General features: G+C 62.2%; 19 protein-coding genes. 9 read left to right on the top strand and 10 right to left on the bottom strand.

From position 1 onward, the window contains the following. Positions 1-256: 256 nt before the first annotated feature. Genes ABIE32_RS11985 through ureG form a run of 8 tightly spaced genes read left to right on the top strand, consistent with a single transcriptional unit; the run spans position 257 to position 5,621 of the window. Positions 257-559 (top strand): urease subunit gamma, encoded by a 303-nt coding sequence (locus ABIE32_RS11985; RefSeq protein WP_429016370.1) that lies wholly within the window; start codon positions 257-259, stop codon positions 557-559. Positions 560-597: 38 nt separating this feature from the next. Further along, positions 598-1,206: a HupE/UreJ family protein gene (locus tag ABIE32_RS11980; protein ID WP_429016368.1), complete on the top strand. Its 609-nt coding sequence runs from the start codon at positions 598-600 to the stop codon at positions 1,204-1,206. Positions 1,207-1,217: 11 nt separating this feature from the next. Continuing rightward, positions 1,218-1,523, top strand: a complete 306-nt coding sequence (locus ABIE32_RS11975) for an urease subunit beta (RefSeq protein WP_429016365.1) — start codon at positions 1,218-1,220, stop codon at positions 1,521-1,523. Next, positions 1,523-3,241, top strand: coding sequence for an urease subunit alpha (gene ureC, locus ABIE32_RS11970; protein WP_224151436.1), 1,719 nt, complete (start codon positions 1,523-1,525; stop codon positions 3,239-3,241). Before ABIE32_RS11975 ends, ureC begins: the two co-directional genes overlap by 1 nt. Before the next feature lie 11 nt (positions 3,242-3,252). Then, positions 3,253-3,729: a GNAT family N-acetyltransferase gene (locus ABIE32_RS11965; protein WP_429016362.1), complete on the top strand. Its 477-nt coding sequence runs from the start codon at positions 3,253-3,255 to the stop codon at positions 3,727-3,729. Positions 3,730-3,737: 8 nt separating this feature from the next. Continuing rightward, complete coding sequence (gene ureE, locus ABIE32_RS11960) at positions 3,738-4,262, top strand: urease accessory protein UreE (protein WP_429016360.1); 525 nt, start codon at positions 3,738-3,740, stop codon at positions 4,260-4,262. Then, complete coding sequence (locus ABIE32_RS11955; protein WP_429016358.1) at positions 4,234-4,962, top strand: urease accessory protein UreF; 729 nt, start codon at positions 4,234-4,236, stop codon at positions 4,960-4,962. The genes ureE and ABIE32_RS11955 overlap by 29 nt, the downstream gene beginning before the upstream one ends. Next, complete coding sequence (ureG, locus tag ABIE32_RS11950; protein WP_224151440.1) at positions 4,959-5,621, top strand: urease accessory protein UreG; 663 nt, start codon at positions 4,959-4,961, stop codon at positions 5,619-5,621. Before ABIE32_RS11955 ends, ureG begins: the two co-directional genes overlap by 4 nt. Positions 5,622-5,644: 23 nt before the next feature. On the opposite strand, the gene ABIE32_RS11945 is transcribed toward ureG, so the two are convergent. The 7 genes from ABIE32_RS11945 to rpoH all read right to left on the bottom strand — a co-directional run bounded on the left by ABIE32_RS11945 (position 5,645) and on the right by rpoH (position 12,935). Continuing rightward, on the bottom strand, positions 5,645-6,136 hold the full coding sequence (locus ABIE32_RS11945) for a gamma-glutamylcyclotransferase family protein (protein ID WP_429016355.1): 492 nt from the start codon (positions 6,134-6,136) through the stop codon (positions 5,645-5,647). Between the two features lie 73 nt (positions 6,137-6,209). After that, positions 6,210-7,136, bottom strand: a complete 927-nt coding sequence (locus ABIE32_RS11940) for a DUF6999 family protein (protein ID WP_429016353.1) — start codon at positions 7,134-7,136, stop codon at positions 6,210-6,212. Continuing rightward, a complete protein-coding gene (locus tag ABIE32_RS11935) occupies positions 7,133-9,094 on the bottom strand; it encodes an iron-containing redox enzyme family protein (RefSeq protein ID WP_429016350.1) in 1,962 nt (653 codons plus the stop codon). The genes ABIE32_RS11940 and ABIE32_RS11935 overlap by 4 nt, the downstream gene beginning before the upstream one ends. Positions 9,095-9,100: 6 nt before the next feature. Beyond that, positions 9,101-10,045 (bottom strand): fatty acid desaturase, encoded by a 945-nt coding sequence (locus ABIE32_RS11930; RefSeq protein WP_429016348.1) that lies wholly within the window; start codon positions 10,043-10,045, stop codon positions 9,101-9,103. Positions 10,046-10,054: 9 nt separating this feature from the next. Beyond that, positions 10,055-10,819 carry a sterol desaturase family protein gene (locus tag ABIE32_RS11925; RefSeq protein ID WP_429016347.1) on the bottom strand — a complete coding sequence of 255 codons (765 nt, stop codon included), beginning with the start codon at positions 10,817-10,819 and terminating at the stop codon, positions 10,055-10,057. Between the two features lie 6 nt (positions 10,820-10,825). After that, complete coding sequence (locus ABIE32_RS11920; RefSeq protein WP_224151446.1) at positions 10,826-11,797, bottom strand: Bug family tripartite tricarboxylate transporter substrate binding protein; 972 nt, start codon at positions 11,795-11,797, stop codon at positions 10,826-10,828. Between the two features lie 160 nt (positions 11,798-11,957). Next, positions 11,958-12,935 (bottom strand): RNA polymerase sigma factor RpoH, encoded by a 978-nt coding sequence (rpoH, locus tag ABIE32_RS11915; protein ID WP_395024840.1) that lies wholly within the window; start codon positions 12,933-12,935, stop codon positions 11,958-11,960. 444 nt (positions 12,936-13,379) lie between these two features. Between rpoH and cutA the strand changes: the two genes are divergently transcribed. Then, a complete protein-coding gene (cutA, locus tag ABIE32_RS11910) occupies positions 13,380-13,727 on the top strand; it encodes a divalent-cation tolerance protein CutA (RefSeq protein ID WP_429016344.1) in 348 nt (115 codons plus the stop codon). A gap of 4 nt (positions 13,728-13,731) precedes the next feature. Here cutA and ABIE32_RS11905 read toward each other — a convergent pair whose 3' ends face one another. The 3 genes from ABIE32_RS11905 to ftsY form a co-directional block, all read right to left on the bottom strand. After that, positions 13,732-14,511: a DeoR/GlpR family DNA-binding transcription regulator gene (locus ABIE32_RS11905; RefSeq protein ID WP_429016343.1), complete on the bottom strand. Its 780-nt coding sequence runs from the start codon at positions 14,509-14,511 to the stop codon at positions 13,732-13,734. 139 nt (positions 14,512-14,650) lie between these two features. Then, complete coding sequence (locus ABIE32_RS11900; protein WP_429016341.1) at positions 14,651-17,824, bottom strand: metallophosphoesterase family protein; 3,174 nt, start codon at positions 17,822-17,824, stop codon at positions 14,651-14,653. 260 nt (positions 17,825-18,084) lie between these two features. After that, positions 18,085-19,266, bottom strand: coding sequence for a signal recognition particle-docking protein FtsY (gene ftsY / locus ABIE32_RS11895; protein WP_429016339.1), 1,182 nt, complete (start codon positions 19,264-19,266; stop codon positions 18,085-18,087). Between the last annotated feature and the right edge of the window lie 19 nt (positions 19,267-19,285).

Genomic DNA, 19,285 nt, shown 5'->3' with positions numbered 1-19,285 from the left:
CTTGGTTCGCATTCGCTGCGGTGAGATGGGGCGCGGCTTCGCACTGCTGTAGTGCGCGTGCACCAATTGGGGGTCGTGCGGGGATCGCTTGCTGGTTTTGGTGCGCCACAATCCCCCGGAATGCCTGTCTCTGGTGCCTGTGCTCCAAGGGTGTGCACGGTTGGCCCGAATATTGCACTGTGTCATTCCATATCTTTGGCACCGGCGCGCGATGGCGTGTACCGGCAAATACTTCAGGATACGGAATCAAGCCTCCATGGAACTCACTCCACGCGAAAAAGACAAGCTGTTGATCTTTACGGCGGCTCTGCTGGCCGAGCGTCGCATGGCCCGGGGCCTCAAACTCAACTACCCGGAAGCGGTGGCGCTCATCAGTGCCTTTGTGATGGAAGGTGCGCGGGATGGCAAGACCGTGGCCCAGTTGATGAGCGAAGGCCGCACGGTGCTGACGCGCGCGGATGTGATGGACGGCATTGCCGAGATGATCCCGGACATCCAGATCGAAGCCACCTTTCCCGACGGGACCAAACTCGTCACCGTGCACGAACCCATCATCTGAAATCTCTCGAACCCGATAGTCGTCCAACCCAAATCGTTATGAAAAAAGTAACTTCCATCACCCTTGCCGCACTGCCCATGCTGCCTGCCATTGCACTGGCACATGGCGGCGATCACTCGCACACACATGGCCTGGCGGACAGCTTTGTGCAGGGCCTGGTGCACCCGTTCACCGGTCTTGACCACCTGGCAGCCATGCTGGCCGTGGGCGTCTGGAGTGTGTTGGCCTTTCCTCGGCTTCAGGCCGCCTGGCGTGTACCGGTCGCTTTTGTTGCCATGCTGGTAGTTGGCGCAGTTGCAGGTTTTGCCGGGCTGCGGGTGCCGGGGGTGGAGCCTATGGTTGCTGCCTCGGTATTGGCGTTGGGCCTGCTGGTGGCGGTGCAAAGCAAGATGCCTTGGGTTGCGGCGGCGGCGCTGGCAGGAGGCTTTGCATTCTTTCATGGTGCAGCGCATGGGTATGAGCTGGCAGGCGATGGTGGCCTTGCGGCCCTGGGTGCGCTGGCAGGGATGGCGTTGGGGTCGGCCATTCTGCACATCACAGGCATGGGGTTGGGCCATGGGTTGATGCAGCGCCACCAATGGCTGGCTCGGCTGGGTGGCGTGGGTACTGCGCTGCTCGGCGCTTTCCTGCTGATTCGTTTGGCCTGACAGGAGACGCCATGATCCCCGGTGAACTCTTGATCGACGAGGGTGCGCACGCCCTCAACAGTGGCCGCCGCACTGTGACGCTGGTGGTGCACAACGCCAGCGACCGGCCCATCCAGGTAGGCTCCCACTACCATTTTTCCGAAACAAATGCGGGTCTGGCATTCGACCGCGCTGTAGCGCGCGGCATGCGGCTGAACATTGCCAGCGGCATGGCGGTGCGCTTTGAGCCGGGGCAACAGCGCACGGTTGAACTGGTGGATATTGGTGGCAGCCGAGAGGTGTATGGCTTTTGCGGCCTGGTGCAAGGAGTGCTCTGATGGCTACGATGGAAAAGCGCGCCTACGCTGAAACCTATGGCCCCACGGTCGGTGACCGCGTGCGCCTTGCCGATACCGATCTGGTGATTGAAGTGGAGCAGGACTTCACGCTGCGCGCGGGCGGTTATGGCGAGGAAGTGAAGTTCGGCGGCGGCAAGACCATTCGTGATGGCATGGCACAGAGCCAGCGCAGCCGCGCGCAAGGCGCCATGGACACGGTGCTCACCAATGCCTTGATCATCGACCACTGGGGTATCGTCAAAGCCGACATCGGCCTCAAAGATGGACGCATTGCCGCCATTGGCAAGGCCGGAAACCCTGATACGCAACCGGGTGTGGACATCATCATCGGCCCGGGCACCGAGATCATCAGTTGCGAAGGCAGCATTGTCACGGCTGGCGGCATTGACACCCACATCCATTTCATCGCTCCGCAGCAGATCGAAGAGGCCCTGACCAGTGGCGTCACCACCATGATTGGAGGGGGAACAGGCCCTGCCACAGGTACCTTTGCCACCACCTGCACCCCCGGCCCCTGGAACATGGAGCGCATGCTGCAGGCGGCTGATGCCTTTCCCATGAACCTGGGCTTTCTGGGTAAAGGCAACGCGAGCCTGCCGCAGGGGCTGCATGAACAGATTGCTGCAGGCGCCATCGGTCTGAAGCTGCACGAGGACTGGGGCAGTACGCCCGCTGCCATCGACAACTGCCTCACCGTGGCCGAAGACACCGACACGCAGGTCGCCATCCATACCGATACCCTCAACGAAAGCGGCTTCGTGGAAGACACGGTGGCCGCTTTCAGGGGCCGTACCATCCATACTTTCCACACCGAGGGCGCGGGTGGCGGCCACGCACCCGATATCCTCAAGGTGGTGGGCGAGGCCAATGTGCTGCCCAGTTCCACCAACCCTACGCGCCCCTACACAGTGAATACGCTGGACGAGCATGTGGACATGCTCATGGTCTGCCACCACCTGGATGCGGGCATTGCCGAAGATCTGGCTTTTGCCGAAAGCCGCATCCGCAAGGAGACCATCGCTGCGGAAGACATCCTGCACGACATTGGCGCCATCAGCATGTTCAGCTCTGACAGCCAGGCCATGGGCCGCGTGGGCGAGGTGATCCTGCGCACCTGGCAGACCGCGCACAAGATGAAGCTGCAGCGCGGTGCCCTCGCGGGGGATGGCACGCGCAACGACAATTTCCGCATCAAGCGCTATATCGCCAAGTACACCATCAATCCTGCGATTGCCCATGGCATCAGCCACGAAGTAGGCAGCCTGGAAGTGGACAAGTGGGCCGATATCGTGATCTGGAAGCCAGCCTTCTTCGGCGTCAAGCCCACGTGCATTCTCAAAGGCGGCTTCATTGCCATGGCCGCCATGGGTGACCCCAACGCCTCCATCCCCACGCCGCAGCCCGTGCACTACCGGCCCATGTTCGGCAGCTTTGGCGGCGCGATTGCAAGGACATCGCTCACCTTTGTCTCGCAAGCCGGGCTGGCCGCCGATATTGGCCAGCGCTTTGGCCTGCACAAGACGCTGTCTGCCGTCAAAGGCATACGTGGCGTGAAAAAGAGCGATATGGTGCATAACGATCTGGCACCGCACATGGAGGTCGATGCCCAGACCTACGCGGTGCGGGCCAACGGCCAGTTGCTGACCTGTGAGCCTGCGGCCTGCCTTCCGATGGCGCAGCGGTACTTTTTATTCTGAGTGTGTGAATGATGCAGCTTTATTTCGTTCTGGATCCCGCGACCGATCCACTGGTCATCTGCTTTTTGCAAGAGCATCTCGACGACATGCGCAAGGTATCGCCACCTGAAAGCGTACATGCACTGGATGTGGAGAAACTGCGCCAGCCGGATATTCGGTTCTGGACTGCATGGATGCAGCAGCCGGAAGGCCCGGCGCTGGTAGGCACCTGCGCGCTCAAGCAACTGGACGCCGCCCATGTCGAGCTCAAGACCATGCGGGTGCAGGGCGCATACCGCGGCAGTGATGCTGCACAACGTATTCTTGCGCATGTCTTGGATGAGGCACGCGCCAGTGGCGTGGAACGCATCAGCCTGGAAACCGGTACTGAGCCGTTTTTCACGCCAGCGCGCAGGTTTTATGCACGCAACGGCTTTGAGCTGTGTGAACCGTTTGGGAGCTACCAGCTCGATCCCCATAGTTGCTTCATGACGCGAGCCATCCGATGAGGCAAGGCATGCTGCAGGTATCCAAATGCATTGTGTCGGGCAACGGGCTGGCGGCGGTGTTGCTCAAGCGCGCGGCCACGGTGGAGCTTGACTGGGATGTGCGCCAGAAATCACGTTTTTCTGCGGTTGATAGCCAGGGGCGCGAGCTGGCCGTTTTCTTGCCGCGCGGACAGGCGGTGCGCGGCGGCGATGTGCTCGTGGCTGAAGATGGATCGTTGATCCGGGTGCTGGCTGCACCGCAGAAGGTGCTGCGCATCACGGCCTGCGTTGTGCACGGAACTCCCTTTGATCTGATGCGCGCCGCGTACCACCTGGGCAACCGCCATGTGCCGATTGAGCTGCAACCCGATCACCTCAAGATCGAACCCGACCATGTGCTGGCCGACATGCTGCGCAGCATGCACATGGAGGTGGCGCAGGCCGACCTGCCTTTTGAGCCCGAAGGGGGCGCTTATGGCGGGCATGTCACCCATGACGGGCACAGCCACCACCACGCTCACCACCATGGCAACGATCACGGGCACAACCACTGAAGTGCAGCCTGCACTGCTGGCACACAGCTTTCTGCAGCTGATGTGGCTGGCATCGCCGGCGCTGCCGATTGGCGGATTTTCGTACTCCGAGGGCCTGGAGGCTGCCATCAACGCGTCGCTGGTCACCACGGAAAGCGAAGCGGGCGACTGGCTGGTGCAGCAGCTGCACCTGAGCCAGTCGCGCGGCGAGATTGCCGTGATCGCCCAGGCTGCAAGCGCCTGGCAAGCCACAGACCTGCCGCGCATTGCCGAGCTGAACCAATGGGTGCGCACCACGCGCGAGAGCAGCGAGTTGCGGCTACAGACCGAGCAAATGGGGCGCTCCCTGGTGGAGTGGCTCCGGAACCGCCATGCCGGTCAGGTATCGATTCTGGACACTGTCACCTGGCTGGCCGCGCAGGATGCGAGCTACCCAATTGCCTTTTCGTTTGCCGCGCATTGCGCGGGCGCATCGGCCCATGATGCGTTGCTGGCCTACGCCTTTGGCTGGGCAGAGAACCTGGTGCAGGCGGCTGTCAAAGCGGTGCCTTTGGGCCAGAGTGCAGGGCAGCGCATTCTCGCGCGGCTTGCGCAGGAAATTCCGCAGGCCGTTGCCTGTGCACTGGCGCTGCCAGACGCCGCACGGCAGGCGTTTTCACCTATGCTGGCGATTCTCTCTGCCCAGCATGAACACCAGTATTCAAGGCTCTTCAGATCATGAACACATCCGCATTGCACCATATTCCCCATCGCAGCAAGAAGCTGCCCCCGCTGCGTGTCGGCATTGGCGGGCCCGTGGGTTCGGGCAAGACCACGATCCTTGAAATGCTCTGCAAGGCCATGCGTGACAGGTGGGATCTGATTGCGATCACCAACGACATCTACACCAAGGAAGACCAGCGCCTGCTGACCATCAGCGGCGCGCTGCCTGCTGAACGCATCATGGGGGTAGAGACCGGAGGTTGTCCGCACACCGCCATCCGCGAGGATGCGTCGATCAATCTGGAAGCCATCGACCGGATGCTCAAGGATTTTCCCGATGCCGACATCGTCTTCATCGAATCGGGTGGAGACAACCTGGCTGCCACCTTCAGCCCTGAGCTGAGTGACCTGACGATCTATGTGATCGATGTGGCTGCAGGCGAGAAGATTCCGCGCAAGGGCGGCCCCGGTATCACCAAGAGCGATCTGTTCGTCATCAACAAGACCGACCTCGCGCCGCATGTGGGCGCCAATCTGGACATCATGCGCAGTGATACCGTGAAACAGCGCACAACCGCCAAGGGACTCAAGCCGTTTGTCATGACCAATCTCAAAACGCTGGAAGGGCTGGATGAGGTGGTGGCTTTCATTGAGAAGCAGGGGCTGCTGGCGGTCTGACCGATCCTTGTTCCAGGTTTTTGTCAGGACCTCTGCGTATTGAGCGCAAAGCTGTTGCCGGGATAGGTGCGCCCCTGGCTCCGGTACCAGGCGAGCCAGTCGCGCACGGCCAGTATTGGTTTGCCCGATACGGTAGGTGGCAGGGCTTCATAGACCAGTACATTCAGGGTGCGCTGGCTGCCATCCGCGCAATGCACCACCAGGCGCTGCACCTGCTTGGTGTACTCGCCCACATCCTCGGGCCAGATGCCTTCGATGCGGTCCATGGCCTGTTCCAGTGCCTCGTCGATGGGGTAGACCTCGGCCAGCACCTGCTGGGTGCCCTGCAGCTGCAGGCCGGGATACCAATCCAGGTCATACAAGGTGCCGGTGAGCGTGGTGTGGCCCAAGCAAACAATATCGGGGTCCAGGCGCGCAATGTCGTTGATGCCGCCAGCGCGCAGGGTGCCGTACACGGCCACATGGCGGGCGCCACAGGTGGCCCAGTGAGCGGGGGGCGAGAAGGGCTTCGGCATGGAGATCACAGATGCGTGAATGGGTTTGTCATGGCTAGGGCTTCAAGCAAGAACCCTGCCATTCAGAACAGATTCAATCACGGTGCTCCATTACGCGCTCGGCAGCTTGCTTCACCTTGGCCATCTCACGGCTGGGCAGGGGCGTTTCCCCTGTCGCCATGCGTATCAGCAGGCAGTGCAGCATTTCGGTGGAGAGGCCATGCAATACCAGCCGATGGCCCGCACGCAAGGTGGAAAGCGGTACCAGCGGGTGCTTGTTGTTCAGCATCACCAGATGCTCGGGCGAGGACAGGATCTTGGCGGCATAGATGGCCACGGTTTCGTCCAGCTGTAACGAGTTGCTGGCGCGCCAGAAATCGTTGTCGGTCAGCAGCAGCTGGTACACAGGGGTGTAGACCTCGATGGCGCTTTGCAGGTCGAGGATGTTGAAGGCACCGCGCGGCATGTCTTCCAGCCGCAGTGGCGGCTCGCGCAGCATCGCAAAATCGGGCTCGGGCACGGGCCCGATGTGCTGGCCGTGGGCACGCAATGTCTTGTTCAGACGAATGACAAAGTTGAAAAGGTTCAGGTCGTGCTTGAGGAACAACTCGTCCTTGATGTCGTCGATCGATTCCGGCTCCAACGGGTTGGTCGCCACCTTGGTGGGTGCGTTGCCGCCGATGAAGGCGAGGATCTGTGAGCCCAGATGGAAGTGCCGCATGATGAGCCAGTTGGCCTCGGGCGAGACAAAGCGGTTCATGCTGAAAGCGAGGGTGCGGTGCAGCAGCTTGGAATGCGCCCAGGTCTTGGGCAGCAGCACTTTGAGGATCTGGATCAAGATGATGCTGGTACGCGCCAGTGGCCGCAGAAACGGCAGCAGAAACTGGCGTGAGCGGCTGCTGGAATCCTTGAGCCATGCGGCCTTCACATGGTCTGGCACCGGCGTGCTGTCGTCCAGGTACAGGGCCAGCCATGGGCTGGGATCGCGTTCGTCGTGTGGAATGTCGCGGAAATCGGTCATAGCGGGTCCGTGGCCGCCCGGTTTGGAGCAGCGTCTTCCAGGATATGCGCAAACTGCATCAGGTACAGCTGGGCCGTGTGGCGTGCCGTAGCGGCAATGGCGCGCGGGGCATCGCCCGTGGTGTCCAGCGCCATCACCATCTGCACGGCCGTCAGCCAGCGCTCCAGGTGGTTTTCGTCATTGGCGCCGTGGTATTCCAGAAAGCGGAAGCACTCCGGCCCGAGGTCGAGGCTTTGGCGCAGCAGCGGCAGCAAGCTGGGCACGATGCGCTGGCCTGTGCCTTCGATGATGTAGATGGCCCCCAGCAAGCCAATCGGATTGGTGGTGGCCGCCAGGCTGTGCAGGTAGCTGTTGAGCGCCTGGCCGCCCGGGTTGCGCTGCAACTGGTCGATGTTGGTGATGGTGCCGCCCGCATTCAGATAGTCCTGGTGCAGGATCTTGAAGTCGTTCTGTTCTTCGCCCGCATGCACGCCCATCAGTGCGGCAAGCATTGCGTAGTCGCCGGTGAGCGAGGCTGCGCCCTCGCGCATCCACAGGCTGCCTTCACGCACCTGCGGAATCCACTGGCGCATCCAGCAGAGGTAGTCATCCGTCTCCATATGGCCGCTGCGAATGCGTCGCACCAGTGGCGTGCGCCAGACCTGCGAACGGTAGTCGTGCCAGATGCTGGCCAGCTCGGTGAGCAGCGGCGCCAGGGCCTGCGGCGCGCTGGCAGGGTCGTGGGGTGGTGCGATCAGCGCAGAGTCAGCGGCAGAGGCGATGGCATCTGGTGCAGATGCAATTTTTTGAACGAAACTGCTGGATGGCGCTTGACTGGATTGCGTAGCATGCTCCAATTCTAATAGCATGTAGCCTGCAGTGAAGCGGCCCGATTCGGGCACAAAGCACAGCATGGTGTCGCCGGCTTTGAGCTGGTCGTGGTGGGTCTGCAGGTACTCGGCCAGCATCACGAAGATGGAAGCTGCACCGGTGTTGCCGCGCCAGGCCAGGTTGCTCCACCAGCGCTCACGCGGGATGGACAGCTGTGCCTTGTTCAGCAGCTCATCGACCACGGGAATGAATTTTTCCGACGAGTAGTGGCACAGGAAATGATCAATGCCACGCTCTGGTAGCCAGCCCTGGTGGGCAATGCGGGCGTACTCGTGGATACAGACGTCAAACAGGTGCGGCAGCAGGCGAATGTCCTGCCGCAGCGCCAGCGCGCCTGCGGCCTCGGCGTCCGTCCATGATGGGAAATCGAGATGGCTGCGCGTGCGGTCGTGCGTCAGCCCCAGCTGCATGCACACCGGGTAGTCGCCAGCAAAACTGCGTTGGTGCGTCCAGTGCAGTTTCAAGCGCAGATCGGGCCGCTGCGGAATGGGCGCTGCGCGGCCCAGCAGCACGGCACCGGCACCGTCGCTCAGCATCCAGCGCAGAAAGTGGGCGTCGAAATCCGTGTCGTAGCCCTGCGCGGCGTAGCGCGAGCGCTTGAAGAGACGCGAAGGCATCTCGCTGGCCACGGCCATGGCATGGGCGTGTTGGCCGTGCTCCACGGCCAGGGCGGCTCCCTGCAGTGCGCCCACACTGGCCGCGCATACGCCGTGTACGCTGAGCAACTCCATCGGGGGGGCTGCCATCTCGCCCTGAATCATGCTGGCAAAGCCGGGCATCAGTGCATCGCCACCAGAGGAGCCGCTGGCCAGAAAACCGATGTCTTCCAGGCTGCGGCCTGCTTGCTGGAGCGCAGACTCAATGGCGGCCTTGGCCATCTGCGCATTGCTGAACACGGTGCTGCCGTCGGGTGCAATGGCGTAGTAGCGCTTCTGAATGCCGTTTTCAGCCAGGATGCGGCGTTTGATGCGTTCCGACAGCCGGTTGAGGGGCGCCACATAGGCGTCCATGCCGTCGTTGGTAACGGGCTCCCCGGGCATGAAGAGACCGGCAGACTGGACATAGACCTGTGAATAGGAAACTGGCATAGACGACTACTTTTTCTCCATCGGTGGCATCAACGACCGGCTACGTGCCGGCCGCCATACAAGCCCACCCACAAACACCCGCGCCATATAGGGCAGCAGGCCGCCTTCATTCAGCGCTGGATCAACCCGGCTGCGGTAGATGCGGTCATGCAGCCCCGTCAGTTCCGACCAATGGGCGTGCGGGCATTCATGGTGAGCCGTATGCAGGCCAATGTTAAACAGCAAGGGGTTGACCAGGCCTTCGAAATTGCGCGCGTAGTTCAGCATGCTCCCTTCGGTATCACGCTGTGCCCGGCTGAGACGCCTGCCGTCGGCATGGGCGTGCTGCAGATAATTGGTGGCCAGCAGCCAGTGCAGGCCATGCAGTTGCGGAATGATGACCAGGATCAGCGCCTTTTTCCAGTCGATGAGCAGCAGCGCCGCCCAACTGCCAAGCCACAGCGCATACTGACCCATGCAATAGCGAAAGGCACCAGGCCAGTGGTGCCGTAAGTTGCCCAGCCACCGGATGAACAGCGGATACAGCACCCAGGCCGCTTGCACCGGGTGGGCCAGGTAGCCCCACAGGTGGTTGGTATCACCGCCAAAACGGTAGGTGCGGGCAATATCGCGCTCACTGTGCCGGTAACGGTGGTGGTTACCCACATGGGCCGGCCAGAACACAAAGGTGGGGTGACCCTGCAGCAGGGTGAGCCAGTAGTCGGTAGCGCGATTGGCCCAGCGGCTGTGTCTGCCGCGCCACATGCGCAGATGCGTGTGGTTGTGGTGGATCACGCCCACGCCCAGAGTCAGGAACAGCTCCACGGCATAGAGCCACCAGACCCAGCCGTGCTGCCACTGCCACAGCACGATCAGCGGCAGGGTGGCAAGGTAAAGCAGCGATTGCCAATCGCGCCAATGGCGCAGGCGCAGAGGGGGGGACGGGGGCGGAATGCTGGCGCTGGGCGGCATGCAGAGTCGTCAGGGCGCAGATTGCGTGGAGCGCGCCGGTGCCGGACGCACAGGCAGCGGATCGGCCTCGCTGCGCATCCAGCGGTCCATGAACGCAAAGGCAAAGCCGTAGTTGCCTGCAGGGCGCGCATGGTGCAGATGGTGACGGCGGCTGGCGGCGAGCGGGTGGCGCGGGCCGACGGAGGGGAAGAATTCGTAGTTGGAGTGGCCAATGGCATTCAGCACCAGACTGAAGACGGGCACCGACGCCAGAGACCAGAAGGCAAAGTCATGCACCACCATGGGCACCAGAATCACATTGCCCATCATCATGGCCTCCACCGGATGGAAGCTGTAGGTGGACCACGGCGTGACCACCACGGAGCGATGGTGATCGCCATGAAAGCGCTTGAGCCAGCGCGTGTGCAGCAGCCGGTGGTTGATCCAGAAGTGCACATCGTTCCAGATCAGCAGCACCCAGATCTCGATGGCAATCTGCCAGGCCGATGGGTTGACGGCAAAGCGTGCCCAGCCCAGCTGTACAAAGCCCCAGGGCACGATCATGCCCAGGCCGAAGATGAGGATTGAATGGAAGGACTGGCGCCACTCGCGCTGCAGCTGGTCGGGCTTGAGCGGCCGCGTGTCCAGCACCTTGCCGATGCCAAGTCTTTGCAGGAAGCGGGTGAGGGCGGTCATGCCAAAGCCGCCTGCCAGGTACAGGGCTGTGAAAAACAGCAAGCCCCAAGCCATCACCTGCCAGGCGCTGAGGTTGGTAAAGACTTGGGCTGCGGTCATGGGCGTTTATTGTGCGCGGATGTTCTGTTCCTTGATGATAGTGCCAAGGGCCTTCACATCGGCATCGATGCGGTTGGTAAGCCCTTCCGGCGAGCTGCCCACGGCCTGCCAGCCCTGCGCGGCAAGCCTGGCGCGCATCTCAGGGCTTCGCACGATCTCACCCACTGCAGCAGCCAGCTTTTCGACATGGGCCTTGGCCATGGATTTGGGCGCAGCAACGGCGTTCCAGATTTCCAGGTCGTAATTGTTCACGCCCAGCTCCTTGAGGCTGGGCAGGCCTGGGGCGAGCGGGCTGCGGGCGGCAGAGGTCACGCCGATGCCGCGTAGCTTGCCTGCCTGGATCTGCGCCATGGCCAGCGCCGGGGGCAGCATGGACAGCTGCAGGTCGCCGCCCTGGATGCCGTTGAACACCTGAGGGTAGCCTGCATACGGAATGTGCTCGGGCTTGAGCTTGGAACGGCTCTTGAGCAATTCCATACCTAGATGGCCGACGGTGCCCACGCCGGGTGAGCCATAGCTCCACTTGCTGCCAGCCTTGGCTGCGGCGTCGAAGAACGCCTTGCCTTCGGGGGCTGAAGCGGGCGCCACCAGCACCAGCGGCGCCACGCCGATCAGGCTGACCGGCTGCAGGTCGGTCAGCGGGTTGTAGCGCACGGCCGGGTTCAACAGCTTGGCAATGGTCATGTTGCCATTGATCATCACGCTGAAGGTATGGTCGTCGGCCTTGGCCACGTATTCGCCGGCAATGTTGCCGCCAGCGCCCACCTTGTTTTCCACGATGATGGTCTGGCCCAGGGCTTTTTCCAGCGGCTCGGCCAGGGCACGTGCCGTCAGATCAGGCGACGATCCTGCGGGAAAGCCTACGATCAGGTGCAGGGGCTTGCTGGGCCAGTTGTCAGCAGCAAAGGCGCTGGTAGCCATGCAGGTGGCGGCCAGGGCTGCGGTCAGCATGCTGCGGCGGGGCAAGGTGAAAGTCATCGAAAACTCCATAGGTAAACCGGCTTGCTGAGGTGGAGGTTTATGCGCTTATACGTCCGCCGAATCCGCAGCAGGCCACAAAAAAACGCACAGGCCTGGCAGCCTGTGCGCTTTCGATTATCGCCAATTGCGGCACATTTGTGCGCCGCCGCTTTGAGGCTTACGCGTACTCGGCCAGAGCCTTGCGCATTTTCTTCATCGCAGCCGATTCGATCTGGCGGATGCGCTCGGCGCTTACGCCATAGACGGCAGCGAGGTCGTGCAGCGTCATGCCGCCCGAGCCGTCGTCGTTCACCTTGAGCCAGCGCTCTTCCACAATGTGGCGGCTGCGCTCGTCCAGGGTGGCCAATGCCTCCTGGATTCCATCAGTGGCCAGGTAATCGCGCTGGCGCGATTCGAGCATGGCCGTGGGCTCATGCGAAGCGTCGGCCAGGTAGGCAATGGGGCCAAAGGCCTGCTCGCCATCGTCCGAAGGGCTGGGGTCCAGCAGCACGTCGCCACCCGACAGGCGGGTTTCCATCTCGATCACGTCTTCACGCTTGACGTTGAGCTGCTCGGCCATCTGGTCGATCTCGCTCTCGGACAGGGTTTCGCGGTGCATGACACCGTCTTCCATGCCGGCGTCGGCTTTGAATCCTTGCTTCATCGAGCGCAGGTTGAAGAACAGCTTGCGCTGGCTCTTGGTGGTGGCCACCTTGACCATGCGCCAGTTCTTCAGGATGTACTCGTGGATCTCTGCCTTGATCCAGTGCATGGCGTAGCTCACCAGGCGCACGCCCTGATCGGGGTCGAAGCGCTTGACGGCTTTCATGAGGCCCACGTTGCCTTCCTGGATCAGGTCGCCATGTGGCAGGCCGTAACCCATGTACTGGCGGGCAATGGATACAACGAGGCGAAGGTGCGAGAGCACCAGGCGGCCAGCGGCATCCACATCGCCAGTGGCTTTGAGCTTTTTGGCGTAATTGAGTTCTTCCTCTGCAGTCAGCATGGGAATGCGGTTGGCTGCAGAGATGTATGCGTCCAGATTACCCAGGGGAGGTACCAACGACCATGGGTTTGCAGGAGCCAATGCGGTAGAGGTGATGGCGGCTCCAGTATGAGTTGTCACGCTAGAAGTCCTTTCGTCTATGCGATGCATAGTAACACCGGTGAGATTCCCTGAATTTGGTGGGAGTTCCCGCCGCGAGGATGGATTTTTCCATCCTTTGATATGGATGAAAGATCAGTTTTACGCTTGCCCATCAAGCGTAGAAAGCTATGGTTTTGGGAGTGCTTTATAGTTCTTTACCAGGCGCCGTTGCCATGTGTCGTCCTATGGCTGGCCTGGGCTGTCGGTCATGGCTTACACGGGCGACGCGAAGCCTGGCCGATGGAGGGTAAGCGATGTATTTTCATGGCGGGTTGGAGCCGATTCGTGGCCTGAAAGTTCCGGGTCGGACTACAAAATAACTGGAAATTTTTCCAGTAGCCTCCAATAAACCGAATATAGGGGAAAATGGCAGTTGGTGCTTATGGGTTAAGCGTAAATAGCTCTTTTATTGATAGCAATTGGGTGCCAACCGCTTCCTGTACCATTCCTGCCATGCAGATTTCCAACCCCCACCCCTCCACCATTGCCTGGCTGTGTACGACCGTGGACAGCGAAGCCGCCGCCCAGCGACTGGCTGCCGCAGGTGTGCATGCCCGACTGGCGGCGTGCGCCCAGGTGGAGGCGATCCAGTCGTACTACTGGTGGAACGGTGAGTTGCAGAACAGTGCCGAATGGCGCATCACCTGGAAAACCACGTTGGCGCAGCAGCTTTCGCTTCAAAAATTGCTCAAGCCTCTGCATCCTTACCAGTTGCCCCAGTGGCTGTGGGGCGACAGCCAGGCAAGTCCCGGTTATGCAGCCTGGGTCGCCGCAGAGGTGACGGCGCCGCTGCAGGCGTGAAGGCTCACACCTCCACCACCTGCACGCCCTGCGCACGCAGGGCAGCCAAGGCCGCCGCATTGGGTGCCGATGCATTGGTCACCAGGGTTTGACTTTCGGGTGTGGCGGCCACGGCATAGCGTCCACGCACGCCGATCTTGCTGTCGTCGGCCAGCACGCAGAAGGCGGATGACTGGGCCACCATGGCGGTGGCAAGGCTGGCTTCGTGTTCGTTGGCAAAGGTCACACCGTCCTGCGCACTGATGCCAACCGGGGAGACCATGGCGACATCCGCACGGTAGCGGCGTATTTCGTTGAGGGTGACTTCGCCATAGGTGCTGGGGATTTCCGGGTTGGTGTCGCCGCCCAGCAGAATCACCCGCCTGCCCTTGCCGTGCCCGCCATTGGGCTGCGAAGGTGCCAGCTTGAGTGCCACAGTGATCGAATTGGTGACGACTACCAAGTGAGAGAGCAGGCTCAGTTCCTCGGCGAGGATGGCGGTGGTGGTGCCGGCATCGATAAACACCATCTGCCCCGGCTGCAGACGCTTGACGGCTGCCTTGGCAATGGCGCGCTTCTCGGCCACGCGCATGGCCTGGCGCTGCACAAAGGGCGGCTCCTGCTGGGTGACCCCGGCCACGCCACCATGCACGCGCCGCACCAGACCCATGGATTCGAGGGCCAGCAGATCCTGCCGAACGGTTTCACGCGATACCTGCATGTCCTGAATCAAGTGTTCGGTACTCAGCCGACCTGCAGCGCTCAGCAGCGATTGGATTCTGGTAAATCTGTCTTCTTGCAGCATGGGAGACGACCCTCAGAGGTGGCAACTGGCGCCGATTCTGCGCCCGGGTGATTGTAAAAAAAAGTGGCCCATCAGGGCCACGGTAGCACGGATAGAAAGGCAGTGGCAGCCAGCGCAGTGCGCTGGCTGTGCATGCCGGTCAGCGTTTGCGGCGCTGGCGCCAGCCTGCGGCCCCTGCCAGCAGGGCAGATGCGAGCAGGAGGGCCACAGGGTGGCCTACGGGCACAGGGGTGGGCTGGCCTGTTCCGGGGTTGGGATCAGGATCGACGGCTGCAGGTGTGGCGACCAGCACCGGATCAAGAATCGCGCCGTTGGTCTTGCCATCCTCATCCAGCGCGCCACCGTCGGTGATGGTGTAGCTCACGGCATTGCCGGAGATGCTCGCCTGGCCCGTGATATCGGTGGCCACAGGCTTGCCGTCTGCGCCTGTGCTCACCTTCATCACGCGGCTGTCGGCAGGCAGGTCCTTGGGCAGGGTGAGCTTGACCTGGGCACTGAAGCCCTGCTGGTTGCAGTCAGCGATGGCAAAGGACACCAGGCCGGAGGCCGCCTGCAGGCTGCGCGGCAGCAGGCCTGCGGGCACGGCGGCGGTGCTGGATTGGGTGCTCTGGCAAGTGGCGGAAGCCTGTACCTGCAAACCAACGGCGGGCTGGCCGCCTGCGGAGCCGGGGAGTTGAACGTTGATCAGGTCCTTGACCGGTGGCTCGGGCTCTGGTGCCGGGTTGCCAAGCTCGAAGGACCCGGCAGCGCTCCAGTCCGACCAGTTCAGGTGCTCGTCGCGCACGCGAACGCGCCAGTACCAGCGCTCGTCGGTGCCCAGCTTCAGCACTTCGGGTGCCTTGCCGCCAAAGGGGTCGAAGGCCGAGCCTTTGCTGCCATCGCCTTGCAACAGGCGGGCAAAGCACTGTCGGCCGCCCTGGCGATCGGGCCCGATATCGCCGTTGTCGTCCCATTTGTAGGCACAGCTCCAGCGGTCAAGCAGGCTGTTGCCGCCGGCAACCACGGCGGTCATGACCTTGGCGCGCGGGGTGGCAGCGCCCACGTTCGGGTACACGCGCTTGGGGTTGGCCAGCAACTGGCCCAGGGCCAGGGTCGAGATGTCCACGCCGTTCTGGGTGTTGGTGCGCACACCGTTGATATAGCTCCAGTTTTCGCGGCGCGTGTCGTTGCCCCACACGTCGTACACCGGCTGCGCCTTGCCAAACTGCGAGTCTTTGGACAACTGCCATTGGGCTTCGTACACACCGGACACGCCGACGGTGTTGTAGGACAGCTGGACCGATGCCGGATCGACCTTGCCCAGCTTGGCCTGCGCCAGTTGCGGCGCCACAGCCCACTTTTCGCTGGTTATGGAGATGGCGTCGTCGGGGGTGGTGCTGGTGGCTGAGGCACCCAGGTCATAGCGCTTCCACGCCAGTGCGGGCGCCGCACCGCCAAAGCGCGCTTCAAGCGTGCCGTAGCCGAAGGTGAGCTTGGTGTTGGCGATGACATCGAGGTCGCTGTCGTCTTCCTGCCTGGCGCTTTCCAGGTTGCCACTGCCTGACGCGACGTTCAGCCACAGGTGGCGGCTGTCCATCGAGTTGCCGCGTTCATAGAAATGCACATGGCCGTTGAGGTTGACGGTGATGGCGCCGGTGCTGCGGCCATAGTCTTCCATCTGCGAGATGAAATCGCAGGCCGCCATGACCTCGCCCTGGCGCCATTTCTCGCTCAGGCAAGGGTGGTGGTTGAGCAGCACCATATAGGGCTTCCTGTCCTGGCGGGTCTTCTGCATCAGGCCGGTGAACCAATCCAGGTGCTCGCGCATGTAGTCGGCGCGGAACAGGCCGCGGCCGTTGTCGTAGCTGTTCCAGCCGCCGGTGTTGTGCATTGCCGACGCCGGGTTGAAGTCGCTGCCCACGATGCGCATGCCCAGGTAGTCGAGCGAATACCAGTGCAGCGGGTGCCTGGTCGATCCATTGGCCGGCATGCGGTTGAAGTACTTGCGGTAGGTCTTTGCCCAGTTCTTCTCGGCGCCTTCGCTGGCCTGCTCGTTGGCAAAATACTCGTGGTTGCCGGGGGCGGGAATCAGCGGTACGTAGGCGGAGATGGTGCTGAGCGGGCCGAAGAACTGGCTGGCCCATTGGCTGCGGGTTCCGCCCGAGTTGACCAGATCGCCCGGCACCATGAAGCCGGCCACGGTCTGTGCGCACTGCGCGGCAACGCCTGCGCAATCGTTGTTGATCACGCTCTGGGTGATGTTCTTGAAGCGGTTGGCCAGGCCGTCCTGGGTGTCGGAGACGACGGCAAACTTGGCGCTGGTGACGCCATCGCCTTCCTTGGGCCAGGTCTTGAACTGGAACGGCCCTGCCAATTTGGGCGCTGCGCTGGTGCCGGTCACCACGGCGTATTCATACAGCGTGTTCGACTGCAGCCCCTGCAGATCGGCAAAAAAGATGCTGTTGTCGGCAAAATCTCCTACCGGATTGATGGCGGGCACCAATGTGTACGGGCCCGTGCTGCCGGCCTTGCGCAGCCAGACGGTGGGGGCGGGTTCGGTGGTTTCCAACATCACCGCCATGCGGTCGGGGCCCGGGTTCTGCAGGGTGGGGCCGACGCTCAGCGTGGGCCTGGCTGCTGTATCGGGCAGCTTGGCAGGGTCGAAAGGCGCGGGGGGCGCGCTGGTGTCTTCGTCCAGCAGCACATCGTCCACGGCCCAGTACCAGTTGTTGGCGGTGCTGCGGTAGTTCCAGCTGATCTTTGCGGTAGTGGCATCGGCAGGCACGGTCAGAGTTCTTTGAAAGGCCTGGTTCAGCGTATCGGCGGTCAGGGCAAAAGTCTGGGCGCTGCCCTTGTCGAAGCTGACGATCACGTCGGCGGTCTGCGGCGCCTGGCCCTGGCGGTAGTGGGTGTTGAAGCTCAGCTGGTACTTCTTGCCAGCAGCCACGTTGACGGCAGGGGTCTCCAGCGTTGCGCTGTAGACCTTGGCTGCCCGCAAGCCGTCTGACTCGATCAGCGCAATGCCGTTCGATCCCAGGGCGAAATCACCACGTTTGGTGGTGGCGTTGGTGGTTTTCTGGGCGACCCAGGTGCTCTTGTTCAGAAATTTCCAGCCCAGCCAGGTGGCAGAGCCCGTGGTCACCTCCACCGGGCCTTCCGATCCATCGCTGTAGTAGGTGCGCGCCGTCCAGCCTGCGGGTGGGGTGGAGCCGACCGTGTTGTCGACAGCCATCGCATCGAAGTTCTGGGTCAGCACAGCCGCCGCCTGCGCGCCGCCCAGGCCAGCAATGGCCCAGAGCCCGCCGGTACACAGTAATTGCCATCTTGATTTCATGCATCCTCCTGCCCGCAGGCATTGTTTTGGGAACCAATTGGCTTTTGCCAAGAAAGTGCAAAAAATAGCAAATTTGCATGAAATTACAATGACAAGGTGCCACGGAAATGCGCTTGCACGGAGCAATGGTGAGCGCCTGCTTTCGGTGCCCTCCGCGCATTGGGGCGGCTGCGCTTGATTTGCGTGCGGACACGGCCTTGCATGCGGCAACGAAAAAGCCCCGCAGTGCGGGGCTTGGATGGGCGGTGTCTGCCGTGTATTCAGGTCAGCAGGGCCTGGGCAAATTCCTTGGCGCTGAAGGTTTCCAGGTCTTCGACCTTTTCACCCACGCCGATGAAGTACACGGGAATGGGGCGTTCCTGCGCAATGGCGGCCAGCACGCCGCCCTTGGCGGTGCCGTCGAGCTTGGTCACGATCAGGCCCGTCAGTTGCAGGGCGTCGTCAAACGCCCGCACCTGGTTGAGCGCATTCTGGCCGGTATTGCCGTCGATCACCAGCAGCACCTCGTGCGGCGCCGTGCCATCGGCCTTGGTCACCACGCGCTTGATCTTCTTGAGCTCTTCCATCAGGTGCAGTTGTGTGGGCAGGCGGCCTGCGGTGTCGACCAGCACCACATCCTTGTTGCGCGCCTTGCCGGCGGTCACCGCGTCAAAGCTGACGGCTGCCGGGTCGCCGCCTTCCTGGCTGATGATTTCGACCGTGTTGCGCGTGGCCCAGACGCCCAACTGCTCGCGTGCGGCGGCGCGGAAGGTGTCGGCCGCCGCCAGCAGCACGCTCTGGCCTGCATCGGCCAGGTGCTTGGTCAGCTTGCCGATGGATGTGGTCTTGCCCGCGCCATTGACGCCTGCGACCATGATGACCGTGGGGCTGTGTTCGCCAATGACCAACAGCTTTTCCAGCGGTGCCAGAAGATCGGCCAGTGCATCAGCCAGCAGCCCCTTGACGGCTGCGGGATCGGTGGTCTTGCTGTCCTTGACGCGCTGTTTCAGATCGTCCAGCAGGTGTTGCGTGGCCTTGACGCCGGTATCGGCCATCAGCAAGGCCTCTTCCAGCTCCTCGTACAGCTGCTCGTCGATCTTGGTGCCGGTAAAGACAGTGGCAATGCTCGAACCCGTCTTGCGCAGGCCGCTTTTGAGCCGGTTCACCCAGCTGCCACGGTCGCTCGCAGGTTCGGGTGCTATAGTGATAGGAGCTATTGGCGCTTGCTGGACGGGCGCTGATGGCGTATTTTGCTCTAGGACCGTAGGTGCCTCGGCCTTGCCGCCCATGCCCAGGGCATTGCGCAGCCAGCCGGGCTTGGCCGGTTCAGCCGCAGGGGGAGATACTGGCAGGGGCGCAGGTGCGGGCGTGGGTGCCGGGGTGGGCTCGGCAACGGGCGCTGCATCAGCTGTGGCAGGTGCTGCGTCGGCAGCAGGAGATTTTTTCTTGAAAAAACTGAACATTGTTGGCTACGTAGAATCA

The organism is Comamonas sp. 4034 (assembly GCF_050434545.1).
Taxonomy (GTDB): Bacteria; Pseudomonadota; Gammaproteobacteria; order Burkholderiales; family Burkholderiaceae_C; genus Comamonas; species Comamonas odontotermitis.
This window is presented reverse-complemented; position numbering and strand designations above follow the sequence as displayed.